The following is a 24,671-nucleotide window of genomic DNA, read 5'->3' as shown; positions in this document are numbered from 1 at the left end:
GCCTATTTTCCCCGCAACTTCTCAATCAGCGGTGAAAGCAGGGACGACTTTTGTTTCTTCGTTTCGCTACGGCCGGTCAGGCGCTGGGCGATCTGAAGGAACATCTCGATCGACTTGTGGTTGGCGGAGATCTCCGCGATCATCTGGCCGTTGTTGGCCGCCGAGCCGAAGATCTGCGGCTCGAACGGGATCGAGACCACCGGCTGGCTCTCGATCGCCTTGGCGAACTCTGCCGCCGCGATTTCGGGCCGTTTGGGGATGCCGACCTGGTTCAGGCAGTAGAGAGGCGGCCGGTCGTTGGGACGCGAGGCCTTGAGCAGATCGACCAGGTTCTTGGTGTTGCGCAAGTTAGCGAGGTCGGGCGCCGCCACGATCAGGATGTCATCTGCTCCGATCAGGGCGCGCTTGGTCCAGCCCGACCATTGATGCGGGATGTCAAGCACGATGCAGGGCATGGTGGAGCGCAGCGTGTCGAACACGGCATCGAAGGCGTCGGTGCCAAAATCATAGACTCGGTCGAGCGTCGCCGGCGCCGCCAGCAGGCTGAGATGGTCGGTGCATTTCGACAGCAGGCGGTCGATGAAGGCGGTGTCGACGCGGTCAGGCGAGAACACGGCATCGGCAATGCCCTGCGGCGGGTCCTGGTTGTAGTCGAGCCCGGCGGTGCCGAAGGCAAGGTCGAGATCGGCGACCACCGCGTCCATCGCGAGGTCGCGCGCGATCGCCCAGGCGACGTTGTGCGAGATGGTGGATGCGCCGACGCCGCCCTTGGCGCCGACCACGGCGATGATGCGGCCGACTGCCTTGGCTTCAGGCGCCGAGAACAGGTTGCAGATCGAGCGGACGACGTCGATCGGGCCGACCGGCGCGAGCACGTAATCGCTGACGCCGCGGCGCACCAGCTCGCGGTAGAGCATGACGTCGTTGATGCGGCCGATCACGACCACGCGGGTGCCGGCGTCACAGACGGTGGCGAGCTGGTCGAGCCCGCCCAGGAGATCATTGCGGCCGTCGCTCTCGAGCACGATCACGTTCGGTGTCGGTGCGGAGCGGTAGGCCTCGATCGCGGCCGCCATGCCGCCCATCTGGATCTTCAGATGGGCCTTGCCGAGACGGCGATCCTCGCCGGCCGACTGCACCGCGGCCGCAGTCTCCACGGTCTCGCAGAAGGCCTGGACCGAGACACGCGGCGCGGGCGCAATATGCTCCTCGACCGGCGGCGGGGCCTCCGGCTGCTCTTCTTGGGTCTGGCGAGCGTAGCTGATCATTTGCCGGTGTCGCTGAGTTTGGCCCTGTCGGCTTCGGGATAGGTCGTCGCCGTCGTCGTTCCCTTGCGATATTTCTCGAAGGCCGTGATGCGACGCGCTGTGTAGGGCGGTGTTTCAGGCCGCGGCTGCTCGAGATCCGACGGATTGTCGACCATCGCCGCCAGATTGCGCTGATAGGCGCAGCCGTAGTTGTAATAGTCCTTGTTCTCGAACCAGCCCTTGTTCTTCATCGAGGGGCCGATATCCTCGGGCCACAGGCCGCAGGGGCCCGCGACCGCGGCGATCCTGGAATAAGTGAGCCGGATCGGCGGCAGGAAGCGCCTGTCTTCCGGCTGATACGGACGAACGTTGATGCCGCGCGGGGGAATGCCGGCTCCCGCCAGCATGGCCTGGATCTCACGCATCGTCTCCCCGACCGGACGCGCATTGGGCGTGCCGGACGGCACGTCGATGCGGATCGCACCGGTGCCTTCATGCAGCCAGGCCGACGCGACGCCCATCACGTCGGCGCGCTGGGCGGCGGTCAATCCGCCGCGGGCATGGCCGACGAAGACGACGATCGAGCGGTTCTGCTCCTCGATCGCGATCGGATGGCGCTGCTTGTAGTCGTCGGGAATCGAGGCGGTCGTCACCTCGTCGTGCTGGCAGCCGCCGAGCGCGAGCGCCATGCCGACGAGCGCGCCACCGAGGCGGATGGCGCGTTTGCGAAGCTGGGGTGGTCTTGTCATCATCGTGAAGTCCCCGTTCCGCCTCAGTCGGTAATGAAGCCGTAAGTGCCGCGGTAATTCTTGGCCGGTTCGGTCCGGCCGGGCACGCCGTAGATGCGGTTGATGTTGCCGATCAGCTCGGCCTGTGGATCGGCGGGCGCTGCGAAGCCGTCATCGGGCCGCGACAAGTCCTTCTGCGCCACGGCGCGCACGATATAAGGGGTCACGATCACGGCCAGCTCGGTCGCGTTGTTGACGAAATCGCGGCTGCGGAACAGCGTACCGAGGACCGGAAGCTGCATCATGCCGGGCAGTCCGTTGATCGCCTGTTTGGTCTGGTTTTGGATCAGGCCGGCCATTGCCATGGCGCCGCCGGAAGGAATTTCCAGCGAGGTCTCGGCCCGGCGGGTGGTGAGCGAAGGAATGGTAACTCCGCCAAGGGTGATCGCGTTCTGCATCGACACGTCTGATACTTCCGTCATCACATGCAGGCTGATACGCCCTTCGCTCAACACGACCGGCGTGAAATTCAACGAAATGCCGAATTTCTTGTACGTGACCGTTTGAGTACAGAGAAAGGCTCCCCCCGGGCTAGGTGCGCAAGAGGGCGCGCCTCCCGGAACCGGGAATTCGCCACCGGCGAGGAATGTTGCCGATTCGCCGGAGATCGCGGTCAGGTTCGGTTCGGCCAGGGTGCGGATCACGCCCGCGGCTTCCATCGCACGCAGGGTGGCCTGCACCGAGGGGGTGGCGCCGAATTTGGCGCTCAGGCTGTTGCCGTCCACGAGGTTATGGCCAAGCGCAGAGAACGGGTTCGTGTTGGCGAAGTTCACCACCGAGGTGCCGTAATTGAGGTTTGCCGAAAGGTCGATGCCGAGCTGCTTGACAATGTTGCGCTGGACTTCGGCGACCGTCACCTTCAGCATGACCTGATCGCGGCCGCGGAGCACGATCGAGTTCAGTACCTTATCAGCGCCGCCGGCGAGGCGCGCGGCGAGATCGTTGGCCTGCTGCGCTTCCACCGGATTCGCCGCCGTGCCGCTCAGCACGACGCCGTCGCCGAGCCCGTCGATCTGGATGTCGGCGTTCGGCAGGACCTGTTTCAATGCGGCCCGCACGCCGTTGAGATCGCGCTTGACGGCGATGTCATAGGCCGCGATCTGCTGGCCGGCGGAATCGAAGAACACGATGTTGGTCTGGCCGACCGAGGCGCCGATGATGTAGGCGCGCTGCGCCGAGCGGACCACCGCATTGGCGATCTTGGGGTCGGCGACCAGCACGTCCTTGATGTCGCGCGGCAGGTCGATCACGACGGACTTGCCGACGCCGAGCGAGAGGAAGCGCGCGTTCATCTGGCCGTCCGCCGCGACCGGCGCCACGGGGCGGTAGTCGGCGGCGATCACCGGGTTCAGCGTCAGCGCAAGAGCGGCCGAGAACGACAGGGCGCGGACCAGTGAGGTTCGCATCGTCGCCAAATCTGCCCTGCATTTCATATCGACAGTCCTCATCGTGCCTTCGCGGTCGAGCTCGGGATACCGTAGCGAATGATCGAAACGCCATCGCGCTTCTGCAAGGAATCGTCGAGCGTGATCTCGCTCATCTTGACGTCGGCGATGCTGCGCAGCGCCAGCGACAGCGTTCCGGCCTGACGGGCCGATGAGAGCGCCTGGGTCTGCGCCGGATTGAGCTCGAGCGTGACGGTCTTGCCGACCACCGTGTTCTGGCCGTCCTTCTCCTTCGGAGCCTGATCGATGGCGAGGACGCGGACGTTGGACAGGATGATCTCGGACGTGACGATATCGGGCGCGCCGCTGCTCTGGTCGGGGTTCTTCAGGCGGCGGGTCAGAAGCACGTCGACGCGATCGTTGGGCAGGATGAAGCCGCCCGCGCCGGTCTCCGGCGAGATCTCGGTCGAGATCGCCCGCATGCCGGTCGGCAGGATGGCCGCCATGAAGCCGGAGCCCTCGGCCTTGACCAGCTTCTGGTCGCGGATCGGCTCACCCTGGATGAAAGGCGCGCGCGCGATCGAGCCGGTCACCTGGGATGCGCCCTCGGGACGCTCGTTGCGGCGGATGAAGGTGGGGCTGGCAGTCGCGGCCGGCCAGGTCTGCCATTGCACGTCGTCCGGCTTCACGGTCTGGCCGAGGCCGATGTCGTTCTTGGCCACCAGGACGTCGACGGTCGGAAGCTGCGGGGCTTGCGCCACTTGAATCGGCGCAGAATTGTCCGAGCCGCTCGCCAGATACGCGGCGACGCCGCCGGCGCAGATGGCAACCGTCAGGACGACAATGCGTGCCCTATTCATACGCTTCACTTTCCAACAAAACGCCGCGACGCTGCCGCCGCCGTAATCGGCAGTTGACCAGCTATTCGTCAAAGCATGGTTAATGAGGCGTATCTAAATCGCCTTAACGCCTGGTTTACCCGGCGTGTTCAACGCAGTGCGAAGTGAGTAAGGTCGATCGCCTTCACCCACTCGGTCTCCGGATAGACCATCAGCGCGCCAAGCGTGAGCGCGATGCCGTAGGGAATGCCGGTTTCCTTGTCGTGCAGCCGTGCAAGCCAGGCCTGGCCGGCAAGGCCAAAGGGCAGCGGCCATTGCCGGAACTGGAGCAGCAGCAGCGTCAGCGCACCGCCGAACAGCGAGGCGTAGAGCAGGAAGTCCATCAGGGGCGCGAAGCCGAACCACAGCGCGACGGAAGCTGCGACCTTGGCGTCGCCGCCGCCCATCCAGCCCATCGCAAAGCAGGTGAAGGCCACGGCCAGCAGCAGCGCGCCGGCGCCGACATGGCTGAGCATCTCGTAAGGTGCCATGCCACCGGCGAAAGCGAGCACGAAGAAGCCCGCCATCAGCGCCAGCGACACCCGGTTCGAGATCGTCATCGTGAAGAGATCGCTCGCTGCGGCGAAGGCCATCAGGGCCGGAAAGAGCAGAAGGCGCGCAAGGTCGAGGATCATGGGCGTCTTGAGGCCTGTTCTTGAGCCTGGGTTCGTCGCGGGATCGGGCGTCGCGCGATGCTAGCCGGCAGTGCTAAACAAACCGACAACGACGGCCGCGGCCTTGGGGGCAGAAGTCCGCCGAAAGCGCGTTCACCAGAAGCTGGCAATGCGCGCGGCGAGCGCGATCGTCGCAAGCAGCAGCGCAAGGCAGACCCAATAGGCCGGCGAGCCGGTCTGCGCCGCCTCCGCCTCGTTCGCCGCGACCGCGGCATCGGTTCTGTACTTGCGCAACGCCACTGGAACTCGCCGTCTTCGAAAAAACAAAGGCCCCGGAAGTCCGGGGCTTTTGCCGTCGTATCTCGGGGGCTTACTTCAGCGAGGAGCTGATCGAGCCGAACTTGGTGTTCATCGTGCTGCCGAGGTTGTTGACGACGGTGATGATGGCCAGCGCGATACCGGCGGCGATCAGGCCGTATTCGATGGCGGTGGCGCCGGATTCGTCCTTCGCGAAACGCGCAATCAGATTTTTCATGAACGTAACTCCATCTGGTGTGTGTTCGCCTCGTTCGGCGCCGTCGTTGACGCGCCGAACATGAGAGCCGAGCTCTTTCGGTAGAGTTAATTCGATCGCGCAAACACGCGTCCTGCGCGGCGCTTTTGGCCAGAGTGAATGTCGCCTTAAGACGCAAGCCCCAATTCGCGTCGGTTCCGGACCTGCCGCATGCGCCGCGCCGGCTTCACCCTCCCTTAAATTTCGCGGAGTAGGCCTAAGCGGGACGAGAGTTCAGAAGAGAGGCGACGATGTCGAGCCTGCCCATGCAAGTCGCCCTGATGCTTGGCGAGACCATCGAGAAGGTCATCCCCGTCACCTTCGCGCTCGCGGTGGTTTTCACGGTGCTCGAACATTTCTGGGCCTGCAATCCCGGTCCGTCGTGGTGGCGCAAGCGGGAGATCGTCACGGACATCTGCTATTGGTTCTTCGTTCCGGTATTCGCCCGCACCATGCGGATCGGGCTGTTGATCGTCACCGCCGGCATCGTCTTCAACATTCACGACGCCGACGAGCTGATCGCCTTCTACGACAACGGTCACGGCCCGCTCTCGCAACTGCCGCTCTGGGTGCAGGGCGTGCTGTTCCTGGTGCTCGCCGACTTCATGCTGTACTGGCTGCATCGGCTGTTTCACGGCGGCGAGTTCTGGAAATACCACGCCATCCATCACTCCTCCGAGGAGATCAGCTGGATCTCGGCGGCCCGCTTTCATCCGGTGAATCTGGTGCTCGGCACGATCGGCGTCGACGTCGTGCTGCTGATGGCCGGCATCTCGCCGAACGTGATGATCTGGGTCGGTCCGTTCACCACCTTCCATTCGGCCTTCGTGCACGCCAACCTGAACTGGACCTTCGGGCCGTTCAGATACGTGCTGGCGACGCCGGTGTTCCACCGCTGGCACCACACGTCGCTCGAGGAAGGCGGCGACACCAATTTCGCCGGCACCTTCCCGGTCTGGGACGTGCTGTTCGGCACCTTCCGCATGCCGAAGGGTGAGCTGCCGAAGGATTACGGCAAGGACGAAGCGACCATGCCGAAGGAGATCGCCGGCCAGCTCGCCTATCCGTTCCGGCGCTAGAGGCGGGGTCCGGGACCCTCGCGGGCCGCAAAATGCCGGTCCGTTCAAACAATGGTCGGCGAATTTGCGGAACGTTCACGAATTAAAGGCAGGTTAGCCGGGTCGGGCACCGGCTCCGCTGTTATCTGTTCGCTTCTGCCGGTTTGTGACGTCCCGGGGGTAAAAGTATGCGTAAAGAGTTGCTGCGCCGTCATGCGCGCGTCTGTCTTCTGGTTGCGGCTGCGGTGCTGGCATCGCCTTCTGCCGGCGTTGCCGAGCCGACTGCCGATACCATCGCGGTCAATGTCGACCAGGCCAAGCTGGTCCGGCTTCCGGGCAAGGTGGCGACCATCGTGGTCGGCAATCCCCTGATCGCAGACGTCACGCTCCAGCCCGGCGGCATGATCGTCGTGACCGGAAAGGGCTACGGCGCCACCAATTTCATTGCGCTCGACCGCGGCGGCGAGATCCTGGTCGACCGCCAGATCCAGGTTGAAGGCCCGAGCGACCGGCTCGTCACCGTCTATCGCGGGATCGAGCGCGAGTCCTACAGCTGCATGCCGCTTTGCCAGCGCCGCGTGACGCTGGGCGACAGCGACACCTATTTCAACAACACCATGAGCCAGGCCGGTTCGCTGAGCAGCACTGCCAGCGGCAATGCCGGCGGCGGTGGTGGTGGCCCCGCCAAAACCAACTAGCAAGACGAACCGGCACGATTTGCCCGGGCAGGATCGCTGGTCCTGCCCGCAACGTTCGCTTGCGGCGAGCCTCGTCTCCGCGAGTCGCTCGTGGTTAGCGCGCCGTTAACGGTGCGGTCCGGCGGGTGCGGATCGCCTGAAACACTTAAACAATCAGTTTCCGCTATTGATCGCGGCAGATGATCGTCCGCTGCTGGGGAATTTGACGCGATGCCATCGCCTGCACCTACGAGGTTGACGCTGCTCGCCGCGTTGCGCCGGTTTCGCCGCAACCGCCGCGGCTCCGCCGCCGTCGAGTTTGCGTTGGTCGCACCGATCTTCTTCGCGCTGCTGTTCGCCATCATCGAGGTGGCGATCATGTTCTTCGCAGGCCAGGTGCTCGAAACGGTCACGCAGAATTCCGCCCGCGTGTTGCTGACCGGGCAGGCGCAATCCGGCACGGTGACGGCCTGCGCGGTATCCGGCGTGAGCACTCCCTGTTCGCAGGCGACATTCAAGACCTTCGTCTGCAGCCAGATCCCAGCGTTGTTTGATTGCAGCAAGCTGTCCATCGACGTCGTGAGCGCGGGCTCGTTCGGAGCGTTGAGCCTCACCAATTATGGCGATTCCTGCAGCTTCAGCCCAAGCGGCGTGCAGTACAGTCCCGGAGGCTCCGGCCAGGTCGTCGTGGTGCGCCTGTTCTATCAGTGGCCGCTCATCGTCACCGGGCTCGGCTTCAACATGGGGTGTGGCAACAAGCGGTTGCTGGCGGCGACCGCCGCATTCAAGAACGAACCGTTCTGAGACAGATGGATCCGAGCTGACCAATGCAGGCGATTGCGAATATCTGGAGGAATGCCCGTAGCTCCGTGCGCGAGTTCGTCGCCGACAGGCGCGCACTCGCGGCGACCGAGTTCGCCGTCATCGTTCCGGTCATGCTGGTGATGTTCTTCGGCACCGTCGAGTTCTCGTCGGCCGTGGCGATCGATCGCAAGATCACGTTGATCGCACGAACCCTGTCCGATTTGACGTCGCAGTCGGTCAAGCTCGCCGATAGCGACATGCTGGACACGTTCACGGCAAGCATATCGATCATCCAGCCTTACGACGGTACTCTCGTGAAGGGCACGATCTCGCAGATCTACATCGATACCGACAGCATCGCCACGGTGCAGTGGAGTAAGGCCGGCACCATTGCGAGCGGAGCGACGCAAGCGACGCTGGCGACCTCTGCCCGGAAGGCCGGCGATAAGGTCACCTCGATAATCCCCGCGACGCTCCTGGTTCCGTCGACCTACCTCATTCTCGGCGAGGCGAGCTACACTTACTCACCTACGATCGGCTACGTGTTGAAGTCGAGCCTGCCGCTGAGCGATGTTGCCTACACGCGGCCGCGGCAGACCACCTGCGTTCCCTACAACAACGTACCGTCGTCGTGCTGAAATCTGCGCGCGGGCGCGAATATGAAAAAAGGCCGTGCGCTGCGCCCGGCCTTTTCTTTTGACTTTGTCTGACTTGTCGATTTGCGACGTGTTCGCTCGAGCCTTTTGGCCGTGAGCGGTAACTCAGCCGGCGGCGCGGAGGTTGTCGGCTGCCTGCTTGCCGGAACGGCGGTCGGCCACGATCTCGTAGGAGATCTTCTGGCCTTCGCGCAGCGAGCCGAGGCCGGCGCGCTCGACGGCGCTGATGTGAACGAACACGTCGTTGCCGCCGTCGTCGGGCGCAATGAAGCCATAGCCCTTGGTTGCGTTAAACCACTTCACGGTTCCCATGCTCATGGGGGTCGTCCCTTCTCAGATACACACAATGTAAAAGCCCGCTCGCGCAGGCAGGTTAGATCGAATTTTTGGAAGGGTCGTCAGCGTGTCTGAACCGGCTGTACCGGTGGATGCTAATGTCGTCCGGCCGAAAATCGATTAATTCATTTTATTGGAAATAGGGCCTCAGAACAATCCTGACGTGCACGATTTTTTGATCCGCCGCGATGCGCACGGCGGATCAGCATACAGGCTTGAATTTTATTTCCGCGCTCGCGCGACGGAGTCGATCAGCGGCGGCGGAACTGACCGCCGCGCTGCGGCCCGCCTCGCGGCGGTCCACCGGCCGTTGCAGGACGTTCGTCCTTGTGGCGGAAAATCAGCCGGCCCTTCTCGAGGTCGTAGGGCGACATCTCCACCGTCACGCGGTCGCCCGCCAGCGTCTTGATGCGGTTCTTCTTCATCTTGCCGGCGGTGTAGGCGACGATCTCGTGTCCGGCGTCGAGCTGCACGCGGTAGCGCGCGTCGGGGAGGATTTCGGTGACCAGTCCTTCGAACTGGATCAGCTCTTCCTTAGCCATGTGGTTGTCTCCAGTCGTGGACGGCTAGTGCGAATGAGGATTGCGGTTCGGTCGACCGGCGGGACGACTCTCGCGGCGCAAAAAGGCAACGCCTTGTATTCCATCAGGCTTGCCTGCGCTATGCGCGGGACGCTGTTCCGACCGATCGGTTGGTGAGGAGTTCATCTTACCACCGGAACCGCGGCGACGGCGAGACCCCTTGGAGGCCTTGTGGCCTTCACCGGGCCTGCCATCAACAGGTCTGCCTTCGACATGGCGTCCTTCGCCGGGCCGTCCGTCGACATGCCGTCCTTCGCCCTGCCTGCCGGCGCTGTGGTGTCGGCCGTCGGCATGCCTTTCGTCGGTACGCCGTCCGTCACCGTGCCGTGCGCCCTGCGGACGCTGGCCCGGGCGGCCGCCCGGCCGGCCCTGTCGTTGTTGCGGCGCCGGGGGACCCGCATCGCGGCGGCCGGCGTCGGTGCGAAGATCTTCGCGCGGCAGCGCCACCTTGATCAGCCGCTCGATGTCGCGGAGATAGCTGAGCTCCTCGCCACCGGCGACCAGCGAGATCGCGGTGCCGTCGGCGCCGGCGCGCGCGGTGCGGCCGATGCGGTGGACATAGGTCTCGGGCACGTTGGGCAGGTCGAAATTGATGACGTGGCTGATGCCGTCGACGTCGATGCCGCGGGCGGCGATGTCGGTGGCGACCAGGGTGCGGATCTCGCCGGAGCGGAACTGCGCCAGCGTGCGCTCGCGGTGGTTCTGCGACTTGTTGCCGTGGATGGCGTTGGCGGCGATGCCGGCCTTGGCCAGCGTCTTCACCACCTTGTCGGCGCCGTGCTTGGTGCGGGTGAAGACCAGCGCGCGGTTGATCTCTTCGTCCTTCAGCAGCTTGGTCAGGAAGGCGGGTTTGGCCGAGAAATCGACCTGGAGGATGCGCTGGTTGATCCGCTCGGCGGTCGAGGAGACCGGGGTCACCGCGACGCGGGCGGGATCGCGCAGCATGGAATCGGCAAGCTCGGCGATGTCCTTCGGCATGGTGGCCGAGAAGAACAGCGTCTGCCGCTTGATCGGCAGCTTGGCGACGATTTTGCGGATGTCGTTGATGAAACCCATGTCGAGCATGCGGTCGGCCTCGTCGAGCACGAGGAATTCAACGCTCGAGAGCTTCAGCCCGTTGCTCTGCACGAGATCGAGCAGGCGGCCCGGGGTCGCGACCAGCACGTCGACGCCCTGCATTAGGGAACGGACCTGTCGGCCCATCGGCACGCCGCCGATGGCGAGCGTCGAGGACAGGCGGATGTGGCGGCCATAGGCGTTGAAGCTGTCGAGGATCTGCCCCGAGAGCTCGCGGGTGGGTGACAGCACCAGGACGCGGGCGGTCTTCGGCTGCGGCTTGATGCGGTTCTCGAGCAGACGATGCAGGATCGGCAGCGCGAAGGACGCGGTCTTGCCGGTGCCGGTCTGGGCGATGCCGACCACGTCGCGGCCGGTCAGCGCCAGCGGAATGGTTTGGGCCTGGATTGGGGTGGGAGTGACGTAATTCTCTTCGCGAAGAGCGCGGGCGATGGGTTCGGCGAGGCCGAAGTCCTGAAACGAAGTCAAACGACGGGTTCTTTCCATGTCAAAAGCGGACGCCCGGCGCATCTAGCGCGGCGCGCGCAAAAGGGTGTCGAGAAGACACCTGCGTGTTTGGGGTGTCGGATGGCTTGGGAGATATGGGGCAAGCCAGAGGCCCGAAGGGGGCTTAAGAACACGCGGCTCGCTACGACCCCTTTGATTCGCAAGAGGTCTCGGCCGTTCATATGGAACATCGAGGGGGCGCTTTCAAGGCAAGCGTGCCCGAAACAACGATTGCGGTGCAGAAATAGTTATGCCGGAAATTTAGCCAGAAGCCGCATTTTGCTTACAAAATGATCTGCCTGCCGCTTTCGCATACATTTCAATTGCCTGATATTTAGGCGATATGACTGCGGCGAAACTTTGATTTCTGACAATTTTCCAAGCAATAACAAAAGCTTGGTGGGTGCCTCGGGCATGGCATGGTTCTTGCGATTCCGTTAATCGCAGGCGGCCGTGGGGCCGTTTCGCAGCGTATTCACGCCTGCGTCAGGGAGACGAGACAATCATGTTTAGCAAATCCACTCACGATATAGCGGCATCATTCAGCCGCCGCGGCGTGCTCGCCGCGACCGCCGGCCTGATGCTCGGCCTGGCTTCCATTTCCGGTGCGAAGGCCGCGGACGACACCATCAAGGTCGGCGTGCTTCATTCCCTGTCCGGCACCATGGCCATCAGCGAAACCACGCTGAAGGACACCATCCTCTTCCTGATCGACGAGCAGAACAAGAAGGGCGGCGTGCTCGGCAAGAAGCTCGAGGCCGTCGTCGTCGACCCCGCTTCGAACTGGCCGCTGTTCGCCGAGAAGGCCCGCGAGCTGATCACCAAGGACAAGGTCTCGGTCGTGTTCGGCTGCTGGACCTCGGTGTCGCGCAAGTCGGTGCTCCCGGTGTTCAAGGAGCTCAACAACATCCTGTTCTACCCCGTGCAGTACGAGGGCGAAGAGTCCGAGCGTAACGTGTTCTACACGGGCGCTGCGCCGAACCAGCAGGCGATCCCCGCCGTCGACTATCTGATGAAGGACGAGAAGGTGAAGCGCTGGGTGCTCGCCGGCACCGACTACGTCTATCCGCGCACCACCAACAAGATCCTGGAAGCCTATCTGAAGTCCAAGGGTGTCGCCCAGGAAGACATCATGATCAACTACACGCCGTTCGGTCATTCCGACTGGCAGACGATCGTGGCCGACATCAAGAAGTTCGGCTCGGCCGGCAAGAAGACCGCGGTGGTCTCGACCATCAACGGCGACGCCAACGTTCCCTTCTACAAGGAGCTCGGCAACCAGGGCATCAAGGCCAAGGACATCCCGGTCGTCGCGTTCTCGGTGGGTGAGGAAGAGCTCGCCGGCATCGACACCAAGCCGCTGCTCGGCCACCTCGCTGCCTGGAACTACTTCCAGTCGATCAAGTCCCCGGAGAACGAGAAGTTCATCAAGGCCTGGCAGGCCTACACCAAGAATCCGAAGCGTGTGACCAACGATCCGATGGAAGCGCACGTGATCGGCTTCGACATGTGGGTCAAGGCGGTCGAGAAGGTGAAGTCGACCGATCCGGACAAGGTGATCGACGCTCTCCCGGGCATCGAAGCCAAGAACCTGACCGGCGGCACCTCCAAGATGCTTCCGAACCACCACATCACCAAGCCGGTGTTCATCGGCGAGATCAAGGCGAACGGCCAGTTCGACGTGGTCTGGAAGACCCCGGGCCTCGTGGCCGGCGATGCTTGGTCGAAGGAGCTTGACGGCTCCAAGGACCTGATCGGCGACTGGGTCGGCAAGAAGTGCGGCAACTTCAACACCAAGACCAACAAGTGCCTCGGCTCGGGCTCCTGATCCGGATCTGAAGGTTCATTGCACGACGGGAGGAGGCGGCTATTCCGCCGCCTTCTCCCCACTTCTGCCGGGGTGATTCACAGTGCCAACCATTCTGTCCGCACGTCTCTGTTCGTTTGTTCTCTCGCTATTCCTGGTCGCGTTCGCACTGCCGGCCTTCGCCGGTCCGTTCGAGGACGCGGTCGCCAAGTTCGCCAACGACGATTTTTCCGATACCGATGAGGCGATCGGCGTTGTCGCGGCCAGCGGCAACAAGCTGGCGTTCCCCATCATCAGCGCGCTTCAGGACGGCCGCCTCATGGCGGACCCCGACAGCAAGAAGGTTTACGTCACCGACACCGACGGCAAGTCGATCGATGCCGCGACGGGCGAGCCCGTCGCCAGCGTTCCCGACAGCGCGAGCGCGGTGCGTCTGAACAACCGCCTGCGCCGCAGCGTCGACGCCGCGCTCGGCAGCCTGACGCTGCAATCGCCGGACCTAGCGACGCGCCTCCAGGCCGCGCAATCCGTCTTCAAGTCGCACGAGGAGACCGCGCTCGACGCCGTCGATGCCGCACTCGCCAAGGAGACCAACAAATCCGTCAAGGCTGCGCTCGGCGAAGCCCGCGCGGCGATCCTGCTGTACAAGTCCGATGCCAGCGAGGTCGAGAAGCTCGAGGCGGTCGCCACCCTCAAGGCGCGCGGCGACCAGGAGGCATTGGCGCTGCTCACCGGCATGGGCGACCAGCCGGCCTCGGTGACCAAGGCCGCGGCCAGCGCGATCAGCTCGATCCAGTCTTCGCTCGCGGTCTGGTCCACGGTGCAGAACGCCTGGTACGGCCTCTCGCTCGGCTCGGTGCTGCTGCTCGCCGCGATCGGCCTTGCCATCACCTTCGGCGTGATGGGCGTCATCAACATGGCCCATGGCGAGATGGTGATGATAGGGGCCTACACCACCTTCGTGGTGCAGGAGGTGATCCGCACGCGTTATCCCGCATTGTTCGACTATTCGCTCCTGATCGCCGTGCCGCTCGCCTTTCTGGTCGCCGGCGCCATCGGCGTCTTGATCGAGCGCAGCATCATCCGTTTCCTCTACGGTCGTCCGCTCGAGACGCTGCTTGCTACCTGGGGCCTGTCGCTGGTGCTGCAGCAGGCGGTGCGCACCATGTTCGGCCCGACCAACCGCGAGGTCGGCAACCCCTCCTGGATGAGCGGCGCGTTCGAACTCGGCCAGATCACCATCACCTATAACCGGCTCTGGATCCTCTGCTTCACGCTCGCCGTGTTCGCGATCCTGCTGGCGATGTTGCGCTACAGCGCGATCGGCCTCGAGATGCGCGCGGTGACGCAGAACCGCCGCATGGCGGCCTCGATGGGCATCGCGACCTCGCGCGTCGACGCGCTGACCTTCGGCCTCGGCTCGGGCATTGCGGGCATTGCCGGTGTGGCGCTGTCGCAGATCGACAATGTCAGCCCCAATCTCGGCCAGAGCTACATCATCGACAGCTTCATGGTCGTGGTGTTCGGCGGCGTCGGCAATCTCTGGGGCACGCTGGTGGGCGCCTTCACGCTCGGCATCGCCAACAAGTTCCTGGAGCCGGTCGCCGGCGCCGTGCTCGGCAAGATCGCGATCCTGGTCCTCATCATCCTGTTCATTCAAAAGCGCCCGCGCGGACTGTTCGCGCTCAAGGGCCGTGCGGTGGAAGCATGACCCCTCACATGCTGACCCGATCGCTGGACCGCGGCGCGACCATCTTCCTCGCGATCGTCGCGGCCTGCGGCATCCTCATCCCGCTCTCCAACCTGCTGCTGCCGGCAGGCTCGTTCCTGCAGGTGCCGACCTATCTGGTCGCGCTCTGGGGCAAATATGTCTGCTACGCAATCCTCGCGCTCGCGATCGATCTGATCTGGGGCTATTGCGGCATCCTCTCGCTCGGCCACGGCGCCTTCTTCGCGCTCGGCGGCTACGCCATGGGCATGTATCTGATGCGGCAGATCGGCACCCGCGGCGTTTACGGCAATCCGATCCTGCCCGACTTCATGGTGTTCCTAAACTGGGAGAAGCTGCCCTGGTACTGGTACGGCTTCGACATGTTCTGGTTCGCGGCGCTGATGGTGCTGGTTGTGCCCGGCCTGCTCGCCTTCTGCTTCGGCTGGCTCGCCTTCCGCTCCCGCGTCACCGGCGTGTACCTGTCGATCATCACGCAGGCGATGACCTATGCGCTGCTGCTTGCCTTCTTCCGCAACGACTTTGGTTTTGGCGGCAATAACGGCCTCACCGACTTCAAGGACATCCTGGGCTTCAACGTGCAGGCGGAGGGCACCCGCGCCGCCTTGTTCGCGCTGAGCTGCCTGGCGCTGATCGTGGGCTTCCTGATCTGCCGTGCCATCGTCTCGTCCAAGCTCGGCAAGGTCTTGATCGCCGTGCGCGATGCGGAATCGCGCACGCGCTTCCTCGGCTACCGCGTCGAATCCTACAAGCTGTTCGTCTTTACGGTGTCGGCGTGCATGGCCGGCGTCGCCGGCGCGCTCTACGTGCCGCAGGTCGGCATCATCAATCCATCCGAATTCGCCCCCGGCAATTCGATCGAGGCGGTGATCTGGGTTGCGGTCGGTGGCCGCGGCACGCTGGTCGGCGCTGCGCTCGGCGCCGTCGTCGTCAACTACGCCAAGACGTTCTTCACCTCGGGCGTGCTCGCGCCGTACTGGCTGTTCATGCTGGGTGCGCTGTTCATCCTGGTGACGCTGCTGCTGCCGAAGGGCATCGTCGGCACCTTCAACGCCTGGTGGGACCAGTCGAAGGAAAAGCGCGCCGCGACCACGGCGAGCGCTGCGGCCGAAGACGGCGTCACCCAACCGAAGATGGCGGAGTAACGCGATGAACGTCATGGACACCCGCGCGACTTCCGCGATGCTTTACCTGGACGGCGTGCACGTCTCGTTCGACGGCTTCCACGCCATCAACAATTTGTCGCTGACGCTCGGGCCCGGCGAGATGCGCGCCATCATCGGCCCGAACGGCGCCGGCAAGACCACGATGATGGACATCATCACCGGCAAGACCAAGCCGGACGAGGGCACCGTGCTGTTCGACGGCGTCACCGATTTGACGCGGCTCGACGAGACCCGCATCGCCGAGCTCGGTATCGGCCGCAAATTCCAGAAGCCGACCGTATTCGAGAGCCAGACCGTGCAGGACAATCTGCTGTTGGCGCTCAATGTCGACCACAGCGTCAAGGGCACGTTGTTCTGGCGCGGCAGCAAGGCGGAATCCGAGCGCATCGACAAGGTGTTGGAGACGATCCGCCTCACCGACGCGCGCAACCGCCTCGCTGGCAGCCTCAGCCACGGCCAGAAGCAATGGCTCGAGATCGGCATGCTGCTGGCGCAGGATCCGAAGCTGCTCCTCGTCGACGAGCCCGTCGCGGGAATGACCGATGTCGAGACGCATCTCACCGCCGAGCTCCTGAAAGAGATCAACAAGACCCACACCGTGATGGTCGTCGAGCACGACATGACCTTCGTGCGCGAGCTCGGCGTCAAGGTCACCTGCCTGCACGAGGGCACCGTGCTCGCGGAAGGAACCATCGACCAGGTCTCGTCCAACGAGCGGGTCATCGAAGTCTATCTGGGACGCTGAGCGATGCTTGAGGTCAAGGACATCAACCTGTTCTACGGCGCGGCGCAGGCGCTGCGCGGCGTCTCGATTTCGGCCGAGCCCGGCAAGGTGACCTGCGTGCTCGGTCGCAACGGCGTCGGCAAGACCTCGCTGCTGCGCGCCATAGTCGGGCAGTACCCGATCTCCTCGGGTGCGATCGTGCTCGACGGCAGCGACATCACCGGCCTCAAACCCTATGAGCGCGCTCGCAAGGGCATCGGCTTCGTGCCACAGGGCCGCGAGATCTTTCCGCTTTTGACGGTCGAGGAGAACCTCAAGACCGGCTTCGGCCCGCTGAAGCGCGAGGACAAGCACATTCCGGACGACGTGTTCTCGCTGTTTCCGGTGTTGCAATCCATGCTCGGCCGCCGCGGCGGCGACCTCTCCGGCGGCCAGCAGCAGCAGCTCGCGATCGGCCGCGCGCTGGTGATGCGGCCAAAACTGCTGCTGCTCGACGAGCCGACCGAGGGCATCCAGCCCTCGATCATCAAGGACATCGGCCGCGCCATCTCGTATCTCCGCAACCTCGGCAACATCGCCATCGTGCTGGTCGAACAATATCTCGACTTTGCCTGCGAACTCGGCGACAGTTTTGCCGTGATGGATCGCGGCGCGGTGAAGTTCACTTGCGACCGCTCCAATCTCGACCCGAGCGAGATCAGCCGCCAGATGGCGCTGTAGCCCGGAAATTTGCCGCGACCGGCTGGGGAGGCGGATGCGCAGCGAGCTATCAGTCACATCAGGAGTTTTCGAAGCGAACCGCGCCCGCGGCGCGGTGCGCTTCGACGTGCATGCCCGCGATGGCGTCACGCGGCGCGGCGCCTTGCATGAATCCGGCTCGCTGCGCGTACGGTTTCCGTCACCAGAAGGCGAGGGGCTGTCCGGCGTGTTCGTCAACACGGCCGGCGGGGTTGCCGGCGGCGATCGTTTTGATATCGAGATCTCGGCCGCCGACGCTGCACGTCTGACGTTGACCACGGCGGCCGCTGAAAAGGTCTATCGCGCGCCCGGCGCAGCGGCGCAGCTCAATATCGGCTTGAAGGTCGCCGCAGGCGCGCATCTTGCCTGGCTGCCCCAGGAGACGATCCTGTTCGATCGCGCCCGGGTCCATCGCCGTTTCGACATCGAGCTCGACGAGGCCGCTTCGCTCCTGCTTTGTGAAATTGTCGTATTCGGCCGCACCGCGATGGGCGAGCGGATGGAGCAAGGCGAGTTCGTCGACCGCTGGCGGCTACGCCGCGGCGGCAGGCTGGTGTTCGCCGAGACCGTCAGGCTCGACGGCGATATCGGCGCCAAACTTGGCCGGTCCGCCATCGCCAAAGGCGGCGCCGCGATCGGCACGGCGCTGATCGTCCCTGGCGATGAGGCCCTGGTCGAAAAAATCCGCGCGGCCTCGGATTCATTCTCCGGCGAGGTCGGAATCTCCGCCTGGAATGGCTTTGCAATGGCGCGGTTCTGTGCCCAAGATGCGGCGCGTTTGCGCGACGACATGATGGCCGTGCTGGCGCGCACCGGTGCCGCCTTGCCGCGGCTCTGGTTGAATTGATGCGTTGAACGGAAGAGATTTTCATGAACCTGTCTCCCCGCGAAAAGGACAAGCTTCTGATCTCGATGGCCGCCATCGTGGCCCGGCGCCGGCTGGATCGCGGCGTCAAGCTCAACCATCCGGAGGCGATCGCGATCATCTCCGATTTCATTCTCGAGGGCGCGCGCGACGGCCGCACCGTCGCCGAGTTGATGCAATCCGGCGCGCAGGTGCTCACCCGCGACCAGGTGATGCCGGGCATTCCCGAGATGATCCACGACATCCAGGTCGAGGCGACCTTTCCGGACGGCACCAAGCTCGTCACCGTGCACGAGCCGATCAGGTGAGGCGCGACATCGTATCAACGACGTCATGCCCGGGCTTGTCCCGGGCATCCACGACCTTCGAACCAGGTGGCGCTACGTGGATGGCCAGGACAAGCCCGGCCATGACGCGGCGGAGCAAGACGAGGTAGCAGACATGATCCCCGGCGAACTCTTCATCCAGGACGGCGAGATCGAGCTCAATGCCGGCCGCAAGACCGTGACGCTGACGGTCGCCAACACCGGCGACCGGCCGATCCAGGTCGGCTCGCACTACCATTTCTTCGAGACCAACCCGGCGCTGAAGTTCGACCGCAAGAAAGCCCGCGGCATGCGCCTCGACATCGCCGCCGGCACCGCCGTCCGCTTCGAACCCGGCCAGACCCGCGACGTCCAGCTCGTCGCGATGGCCGGCAAGAAGACCATCTACGGCTTCCGCGGCGACGTCATGGGGAAGCTGTGACGTAAGCCGAGATGAGTGCCGTGATGCACAGTGAGGTGAGCACGCCGGTCGGGCTTCCTCCCCCCTTGCGGGGGAGGGTTGGGGAGAGGGGTATGCTGTGCACTCCGACGGGAGTGATGTGGCATGTTGCGCCCAACGGTCTGGAGGAGCATTAAGCATGCTGTCGCCAATCCGCCTCATCTCCGAAGCTGCTGAATTCGCTGCGCGCCGCCACAACGGCATGGCGCGCAAGGGGCGCGGCAACGAGCCCTATATCAATCATCTCGCAGAGGTCGCGAACCTGCTTGCGAGCGCGACCGACGGCGCCGATGCCGAGCTGGTCGCGGCAGGCTGGCTGCACGATGCGATCGAGGACACCGACACCACACGCGAGGAGCTCGCGCAGACATTCTCCGAGCGTGTCGCCTCGCTCGTCGTCGAATGCACCGACGACATGAGCCTGCCGAAAGCCGAGCGGCGGCAGAAGCAGATCGAGGACGCTCCGCACAAATCTCCGGGCGCCAAGCTGATCAAGATCGCCGACAAGGTCAGCAATATCGGCGCGCGGATTCAGTCCGATCCGACCAACGAGGAGCGCGAGGACCTCGCCGACTACACCGGCTGGGCCGAGCAGGTCGTCGCCGGCTGTCGCGGCGGCAATCCATGGCTCGACACCAAATTCGACGATACCGTGAAAGCAGCGAGGGCTTTGCTGTGAGCGCGAGGAAGAATCGAGTTGTGGGACAAGCCTCTGGCATCCGTCGGGTTGTCAACTCCCTCGTTCTGAGCCCGTTGATCCTCGGCTGGACCTCCGGCGCCGTCATTGCACATGAAGTCGAGTGGCGTCTGGTAAAACTGACCGGCGACGCGTTGATGCTCTACACGGCGGACACCAACGAGGCGACCGATGCGATCGGCTATTTGCACTTCGAGTGCAAAGCCGGATCCGACCTCGTGAAGGTCGACAAGGACATCAAGGACAAGAGCGAGCGCGCCGCGATTGCCAAACTGGTTCTCGATGATGGCTATCCGACCGTGGAGCTCAGTCCTGGACCTGAGAAATCCTCCCTCGATGCCATAACCAGTTCGGACGCCAGTGGATGGGGTTACAGCTTCCAGATCAGCGCGGATACGCCGGCATTCGACTTGTTTAGGAAGACCGGCATTTTCAAGTTCAAGATCGGCGGTGCTCCAATTCAGGGTGGCATCAAATCCGGCCTCGACAAAATAGCAGAATTTCAATCGGCGTGCCGAAAGCCCTCTGACAGACCAAAGGCTTCAAAATGACATCCAGGATTTCCCGACGCGTCTATGCCGACATGTTCGGCCCGACCACCGGCGACAGGGTGCGGCTCGCCGACACCGACCTCATCATCGAGGTGGAGAAGGATTTCACCACCTATGGCGAGGAGGTGAAGTTCGGCGGCGGCAAGGTGATCCGCGACGGCATGGGGCAGTCGCAGGTCACCAACAAGCAGGGCGCGGCCGACACCGTCATCACCAATGCGCTGATCGTCGATCATTGGGGCATCGTGAAAGCCGACGTCGCGATCAAGGACGGCATGATCTCGGCGATCGGCAAGGCCGGCAATCCCGACATCCAGCCGGGCGTCACCATCATTATCGGCCCCGGCACCGACGTGATCGCGGGCGAAGGAAAAATCCTGACCGCCGGCGGCTTCGACAGCCACATCCACTTCATTTGCCCGCAGCAGATCGAGCACGCGCTGATGTCCGGCGTCACCTCGATGCTGGGCGGCGGCACTGGTCCCTCGCACGGCACCTTCGCAACGACCTGCACGCCGGGGCCGTGGCACATCGGGCGGATGATCCAGTCGTTCGATGCCTTCCCGGTCAATCTCGGCATCTCCGGCAAGGGCAACGCCTCGCGTCCCGCTGCGCTGGTCGAGATGATCAAGGCCGGCGCTTGTGCGCTGAAGCTGCACGAGGACTGGGGCACGACGCCGGCCGCGATCGACAATTGCCTGTCGGTCGCCGATGATTACGACATCCAGGTCATGCTGCATTCCGATACGCTGAACGAATCCGGCTTCGTCGAGGACACGATCAAGGCCTTCAAGGGCCGCACCATCCACGCCTTCCACACCGAAGGTGCCGGCGGCGGTCACGCCCCTGACATCATCAAGGTCGCAGGGCTCAAGAACGTGCTGCCGTCCTCGACCAACCCGACGCGGCCCTTCACCCGCAACACCATCGACGAGCATCTCGACATGCTGATGGTGTGCCACCACCTCGATCCGTCGATCGCGGAAGACCTGGCGTTCGCGGAAAGCCGCATCCGCAAGGAGACCATCGCGGCGGAGGACATCCTGCACGATCTCGGCGCGCTCTCGATGATGTCCTCGGATTCGCAGGCCATGGGCCGTCTCGGCGAGGTCATCATCCGCACCTGGCAGACCGCGGACAAGATGAAGAAGCAGCGCGGGTCGCTGCCGCAGGACAAGGGCAAGGACAACGACAACTTTCGCGTCAAGCGCTACATCGCCAAGTATACGATCAACCCGGCGATTGCGCATGGCGTGTCAAAATTGATCGGCTCGGTGGAGAAGGGCAAGCTTGCCGATCTCGTGCTGTGGTCGCCGGCCTTCTTCGGCGTCAAGCCGGACTGCGTCGTCAAGGGCGGCACCATCGTTGCCGCGCCCATGGGCGATCCCAACGCCTCGATTCCGACGCCGCAGCCGGTGCATTACCAGCCGATGTTCGGCGCCTTCGGCAAGGCGCGCACCGCGTCCTCCGTCGTCTTTACCTCGAAAGCCGCGGTCACCGGCGGCCTCGCGCGAAAGCTCGGCATCGAGAAGAAGCTCTATGCGGTCCAGAACACCCGCGGAAAGATCTCCAAGAAGAGCATGATCCACAACGACGCCACGCCCGATATCGAGGTCGATCCGGAGACCTATGAGGTCCGCGCCGACGGCGAACTCCTCACCTGCGCCCCCGCCGATGTGCTGCCGATGGCGCAGCGATATTTCATGTACTGAAATAGCGGCTCAACGCATGTCCCCGGAACATATCCGGGGACGGCTTTTCGGGTTTTGCGTTCGATCCCGCCTGGTCTAATGTCCCGCCCGGTATCGCAACCTTTTAGAAGAAAAGCCGGGAGGATTTCTCGTGATCTACGTCGTTGCCACCCTGACCATCAAGCCCGAGACGCGCGCCGAATTCATTGCAGCCGCCACCGCCTGCATCAAGGAGACGCGGAAGGAGCCCGGCAATATCGCCTATGATTTGCACGAGAGCGTCACCGATCCCAGCAAGATGGTGTTCGTCGAGCAGTGGGAGAATGCCGAGGCGCTGGTGCCGCATCGCGGCATGGAGCACATGAAGACATTCGGCCGCGTCGCGGTGAAGTGCTTCACGGCGCCACCGAAGATCGAGGTGATCACGCCCGAGAAGGTCGAAGTACGGTAACAGGGTAGAAGCGAAATGATCCGGGCGACGCAGGTTAAGGGACAGCACCGCTTCACGGAAGCGCCAGCGGACACCGTCGTGCTCGATTTCGACGATCGGCACCGCCGCCGCATGGCGATGACGGGGACGCGGGGGCTCGAATTCCTGCTCGACCTGGAGAACGCCGTCGCGTTGCGCGGCGGCGATGCGCTGATGCTGGAGGACGGACGGCTGATCGAGGTGGTCGCGGCGCCGGAGCCGCTGCTCGAGATCCGCGGCCGCGATCCGCACCATCTCATCCGCGTCGGCTGGCACCTCGGCAATCGCCATCTGCCGACGCAGATCATGGCCAAGGCCTTGCGCATCCGCCGCGACCACGTCATCGAGGCCATGGTGAAGGGGCTCGGGGCGCGTGTGGTCGAGATCGAGGCGCCGTTCGATCCCGAAGGCGGCGCCTATGCCGATGCAGGTCATGCGCATGGGCACGATGATCACGCCCATCACGATCACGCACACCACGATCACGGGCATCACCACCACGATCATGGTCACGACCACCACGATCATCACGGCCACGACCACCATCGCCATGATCATGCCGCGCACGACCATGGTCACGATCACCACCATCACCACGGCGAGCATTGCGACCACCCAGACCATCACCACGGCCACAAGCATGCTCATGACCACAAATGAGCCGGCCAGTGCCGGTGACCTTGCCGCGCGCGAGGCGGCGGCGCTATACCGGCTGATGACCTGGCTGTCGCCGGCGTTTCCCGTCGGCGGCTTCTCCTATTCCAGCGGCATCGAATGGGCGGTCGAGGCAGGCGATATCACCGACGTCGCGACGCTCGCCGACTGGCTCGAGGCGATGCTCGCCGATGGCTCCGGCTTTTGCGATGCGACCTTTCTGGTCCACGCTTATCGTGCCGCCGAAGCGGGTGAAGATGCCGCCTTGAACGATATTGCCGAGCTCGCCGCGGCCTACGTGCCGTCGCGGGAGCGGCAGCTGGAGACGACCTCGCAGGGGCGCGCCTTCGTCGACATCGCCCGGGCCGCGTGGAATGCCGACGGCCTGGATGCCGTGGTTGGGGCATGCCGTGCGCCGCTGGTCTATCCTGTCGCCGTCGGCGTGGTCGCAGCGATGCACGGCGTTGCGCTGGCACCGACACTGCACGCCTTCCTGCATGCACTGGTCTCGAACTGGATCTCGGCGGCAAGCCGCCTCATTCCGCTCGGCCAGACCGACAGTCAGCGCGTGCTGGTGAAGCTGGAAGCCAATGTGGCTGCCACCGCCAATCGATCGCTGAATGCGACACTGGACGATCTCGGCAGCGCGACGTTCCGCGCCGATCTCGCCAGCCTGCGCCACGAGACACAATACACGCGGCTGTTCCGTTCGTGAGCGTTGCGGCCTTCGATCCATCAAGAGAGAGCAAGTCACATGTCGAAATCCCACGGCCCCTTGCGTGTCGGCGTCGGCGGCCCCGTCGGATCGGGCAAGACTGCGCTGATGGACCTGCTCTGCAAGACCATGCGCGAGCGCTATGACATCGCCGCGATCACCAACGACATCTACACCAAATGGGATGCGGAATTCCTTGTGCGATCGGGCTCGCTGACGCCGGACCGCATCGCCGGCGTCGAGACCGGCGGCTGCCCGCACACGGCGATCCGCGAGGACGCCTCGATGAATCTCGCCGCGGTCGCCGACATGCGCGCGAAATTCCCGGGGCTCGATCTCGTGCTGATCGAATCCGGCGGCGACAATCTCGCTGCCACTTTTTCCCCCGAGCTGGCCGACCTCACCATCTACGTCATCGACGTGGCGGCCGGCGACAAGATCCCGTCCAAAGGCGGCCCCGGCATCACACGGTCCGACCTGCTGGTCATCAACAAGATCGACCTCGCGCCCCATGTCGGTGCCTCCCTGGAAAAGATGGATACGGACGCACGCCGCATGCGCGGCGAGCGCCCCTTCGTCATGACCAACCTGAAGAAAAGCGAGGGGCTCGATCGCATCGTCGCCTTCATCGAGGCCAAAGGCGGCCTGAAACGGGCGGGCTGACGGACGCGACGACGTAACGCAGGCGCTTTTCGCCGTTAACACCTGGGGCAGAACGGTACCCGGCGGAACAAATTTCGGACACGGCGATTAATTACCTCCGGTGCCCGGGGCAGATCCATCCTGGCCAGACCATCGGCCGGACGGAATTAAGCTTGTCGGGCGACCCAAGTTGCGTACTGATGCCTCCTCCTTCATTATCTCCGCCACTGGGGTTCACCCTGTTTCGGCACATGGCCGTTCGAACGGCGTTCATATGCTCCGTGCTTATTGTCGACCTGCTGCTTTCGCCTGAGTAGT

Annotated in this window: 29 protein-coding genes; 19 read left to right on the top strand and 10 right to left on the bottom strand. The window is 63.9% G+C overall.

Annotated elements, in window-relative coordinates:
- Positions 1-2 precede the first annotated feature (2 nt).
- From QA642_RS43485 to QA642_RS43455, 7 genes are all read right to left on the bottom strand, one after another.
- Entirely contained in the window at positions 3-1,268 is a 1,266-nt protein-coding gene (locus QA642_RS43485) for an AAA family ATPase (RefSeq protein ID WP_283082291.1), read from the bottom strand.
- On the bottom strand, positions 1,265-1,999 hold the full coding sequence (locus QA642_RS43480) for a CpaD family pilus assembly protein (RefSeq protein WP_283082290.1): 735 nt from the start codon (positions 1,997-1,999) through the stop codon (positions 1,265-1,267). The genes QA642_RS43485 and QA642_RS43480 overlap by 4 nt, the downstream gene beginning before the upstream one ends.
- A 20-nt stretch (positions 2,000-2,019) precedes the next feature.
- Positions 2,020-3,468 carry a type II and III secretion system protein family protein gene (locus QA642_RS43475; RefSeq protein WP_283082289.1) on the bottom strand — a complete coding sequence of 483 codons (1,449 nt, stop codon included), beginning with the start codon at positions 3,466-3,468 and terminating at the stop codon, positions 2,020-2,022.
- Positions 3,469-3,479: 11 nt separating this feature from the next.
- Positions 3,480-4,280: a Flp pilus assembly protein CpaB gene (gene cpaB / locus QA642_RS43470; protein ID WP_283082288.1), complete on the bottom strand. Its 801-nt coding sequence runs from the start codon at positions 4,278-4,280 to the stop codon at positions 3,480-3,482.
- Between the two features lie 128 nt (positions 4,281-4,408).
- Entirely contained in the window at positions 4,409-4,933 is a 525-nt protein-coding gene (locus QA642_RS43465; RefSeq protein WP_283082287.1) for a prepilin peptidase, read from the bottom strand.
- A gap of 132 nt (positions 4,934-5,065) precedes the next feature.
- Positions 5,066-5,212, bottom strand: a complete 147-nt coding sequence (locus tag QA642_RS43460; protein ID WP_283082286.1) for a hypothetical protein — start codon at positions 5,210-5,212, stop codon at positions 5,066-5,068.
- 70 nt (positions 5,213-5,282) lie between these two features.
- Positions 5,283-5,447: a Flp family type IVb pilin gene (locus QA642_RS43455; protein WP_008546920.1), complete on the bottom strand. Its 165-nt coding sequence runs from the start codon at positions 5,445-5,447 to the stop codon at positions 5,283-5,285.
- Between the two features lie 269 nt (positions 5,448-5,716).
- On the opposite strand from QA642_RS43455, the gene QA642_RS43450 reads away from it, so the two are divergent.
- From QA642_RS43450 to QA642_RS43435, 4 genes are all read left to right on the top strand, one after another.
- Entirely contained in the window at positions 5,717-6,544 is an 828-nt protein-coding gene (locus QA642_RS43450) for a sterol desaturase family protein (protein WP_235543292.1), read from the top strand.
- A 167-nt stretch (positions 6,545-6,711) separates the two neighbouring features.
- Positions 6,712-7,221 (top strand): pilus assembly protein N-terminal domain-containing protein, encoded by a 510-nt coding sequence (locus QA642_RS43445; protein WP_283082285.1) that lies wholly within the window; start codon positions 6,712-6,714, stop codon positions 7,219-7,221.
- 210 nt (positions 7,222-7,431) lie between these two features.
- A complete protein-coding gene (locus QA642_RS43440) occupies positions 7,432-8,004 on the top strand; it encodes a TadE/TadG family type IV pilus assembly protein (RefSeq protein ID WP_283082284.1) in 573 nt (190 codons plus the stop codon).
- Between the two features lie 23 nt (positions 8,005-8,027).
- A complete protein-coding gene (locus QA642_RS43435; RefSeq protein WP_283082283.1) occupies positions 8,028-8,642 on the top strand; it encodes a TadE/TadG family type IV pilus assembly protein in 615 nt (204 codons plus the stop codon).
- Between the two features lie 123 nt (positions 8,643-8,765).
- On the opposite strand, the gene QA642_RS43430 is transcribed toward QA642_RS43435, so the two are convergent.
- The 3 genes from QA642_RS43430 to QA642_RS43420 all read right to left on the bottom strand — a co-directional run bounded on the left by QA642_RS43430 (position 8,766) and on the right by QA642_RS43420 (position 11,164).
- Positions 8,766-8,978: a cold-shock protein gene (locus QA642_RS43430; protein WP_283082282.1), complete on the bottom strand. Its 213-nt coding sequence runs from the start codon at positions 8,976-8,978 to the stop codon at positions 8,766-8,768.
- 269 nt (positions 8,979-9,247) lie between these two features.
- Positions 9,248-9,538 carry a translation initiation factor IF-1 gene (gene infA, locus QA642_RS43425; RefSeq protein WP_008546913.1) on the bottom strand — a complete coding sequence of 97 codons (291 nt, stop codon included), beginning with the start codon at positions 9,536-9,538 and terminating at the stop codon, positions 9,248-9,250.
- A gap of 24 nt (positions 9,539-9,562) precedes the next feature.
- On the bottom strand, positions 9,563-11,164 hold the full coding sequence (locus QA642_RS43420) for a DEAD/DEAH box helicase (RefSeq protein WP_283082281.1): 1,602 nt from the start codon (positions 11,162-11,164) through the stop codon (positions 9,563-9,565).
- Between the two features lie 481 nt (positions 11,165-11,645).
- Between QA642_RS43420 and urtA the strand changes: the two genes are divergently transcribed.
- The 15 genes from urtA to ureG all read left to right on the top strand — a co-directional run bounded on the left by urtA (position 11,646) and on the right by ureG (position 24,374).
- Positions 11,646-12,968: an urea ABC transporter substrate-binding protein gene (gene urtA, locus QA642_RS43415; protein WP_283082280.1), complete on the top strand. Its 1,323-nt coding sequence runs from the start codon at positions 11,646-11,648 to the stop codon at positions 12,966-12,968.
- Positions 12,969-13,050: 82 nt separating this feature from the next.
- Positions 13,051-14,658: an urea ABC transporter permease subunit UrtB gene (gene urtB / locus QA642_RS43410; protein ID WP_283082279.1), complete on the top strand. Its 1,608-nt coding sequence runs from the start codon at positions 13,051-13,053 to the stop codon at positions 14,656-14,658.
- Positions 14,655-15,821 carry an urea ABC transporter permease subunit UrtC gene (gene urtC / locus QA642_RS43405; RefSeq protein ID WP_283082278.1) on the top strand — a complete coding sequence of 389 codons (1,167 nt, stop codon included), beginning with the start codon at positions 14,655-14,657 and terminating at the stop codon, positions 15,819-15,821. The genes urtB and urtC overlap by 4 nt, the downstream gene beginning before the upstream one ends.
- A gap of 4 nt (positions 15,822-15,825) precedes the next feature.
- Positions 15,826-16,587 carry an urea ABC transporter ATP-binding protein UrtD gene (urtD, locus tag QA642_RS43400; protein ID WP_283082277.1) on the top strand — a complete coding sequence of 254 codons (762 nt, stop codon included), beginning with the start codon at positions 15,826-15,828 and terminating at the stop codon, positions 16,585-16,587.
- 3 nt (positions 16,588-16,590) lie between these two features.
- Complete coding sequence (urtE, locus tag QA642_RS43395; RefSeq protein ID WP_283082276.1) at positions 16,591-17,286, top strand: urea ABC transporter ATP-binding subunit UrtE; 696 nt, start codon at positions 16,591-16,593, stop codon at positions 17,284-17,286.
- A 34-nt stretch (positions 17,287-17,320) separates the two neighbouring features.
- Positions 17,321-18,151: an urease accessory protein UreD gene (locus QA642_RS43390; RefSeq protein WP_283082275.1), complete on the top strand. Its 831-nt coding sequence runs from the start codon at positions 17,321-17,323 to the stop codon at positions 18,149-18,151.
- Positions 18,152-18,174: 23 nt separating this feature from the next.
- Positions 18,175-18,477 carry an urease subunit gamma gene (locus QA642_RS43385; RefSeq protein ID WP_007605424.1) on the top strand — a complete coding sequence of 101 codons (303 nt, stop codon included), beginning with the start codon at positions 18,175-18,177 and terminating at the stop codon, positions 18,475-18,477.
- A gap of 133 nt (positions 18,478-18,610) precedes the next feature.
- Positions 18,611-18,916: an urease subunit beta gene (locus QA642_RS43380; protein ID WP_026202067.1), complete on the top strand. Its 306-nt coding sequence runs from the start codon at positions 18,611-18,613 to the stop codon at positions 18,914-18,916.
- A 157-nt stretch (positions 18,917-19,073) separates the two neighbouring features.
- Positions 19,074-19,613, top strand: coding sequence for an HD domain-containing protein (locus tag QA642_RS43375; protein WP_283082274.1), 540 nt, complete (start codon positions 19,074-19,076; stop codon positions 19,611-19,613).
- 20 nt (positions 19,614-19,633) lie between these two features.
- Positions 19,634-20,182, top strand: coding sequence for a hypothetical protein (locus QA642_RS43370; RefSeq protein ID WP_283082273.1), 549 nt, complete (start codon positions 19,634-19,636; stop codon positions 20,180-20,182).
- Positions 20,179-21,894: an urease subunit alpha gene (gene ureC, locus QA642_RS43365; protein ID WP_283082272.1), complete on the top strand. Its 1,716-nt coding sequence runs from the start codon at positions 20,179-20,181 to the stop codon at positions 21,892-21,894. The genes QA642_RS43370 and ureC overlap by 4 nt, the downstream gene beginning before the upstream one ends.
- A 130-nt stretch (positions 21,895-22,024) precedes the next feature.
- On the top strand, positions 22,025-22,324 hold the full coding sequence (locus QA642_RS43360) for a putative quinol monooxygenase (protein WP_283082271.1): 300 nt from the start codon (positions 22,025-22,027) through the stop codon (positions 22,322-22,324).
- A gap of 15 nt (positions 22,325-22,339) precedes the next feature.
- Complete coding sequence (ureE, locus tag QA642_RS43355) at positions 22,340-23,002, top strand: urease accessory protein UreE (RefSeq protein WP_283082270.1); 663 nt, start codon at positions 22,340-22,342, stop codon at positions 23,000-23,002.
- Positions 22,983-23,711: an urease accessory protein UreF gene (locus tag QA642_RS43350; protein ID WP_349253886.1), complete on the top strand. Its 729-nt coding sequence runs from the start codon at positions 22,983-22,985 to the stop codon at positions 23,709-23,711. The genes ureE and QA642_RS43350 overlap by 20 nt, the downstream gene beginning before the upstream one ends.
- A 39-nt stretch (positions 23,712-23,750) precedes the next feature.
- Positions 23,751-24,374: an urease accessory protein UreG gene (ureG, locus tag QA642_RS43345; RefSeq protein WP_283082269.1), complete on the top strand. Its 624-nt coding sequence runs from the start codon at positions 23,751-23,753 to the stop codon at positions 24,372-24,374.
- Positions 24,375-24,671 lie beyond the last annotated feature (297 nt).

It is taken from the genome of Bradyrhizobium sp. CB2312 (genome assembly GCF_029714425.1).
In the GTDB taxonomy this organism is placed as follows: domain Bacteria; phylum Pseudomonadota; class Alphaproteobacteria; order Rhizobiales; family Xanthobacteraceae; genus Bradyrhizobium.
Note: the sequence above shows the minus strand (reverse complement) of the source record. Positions and strands in the feature narration are given on the sequence as shown.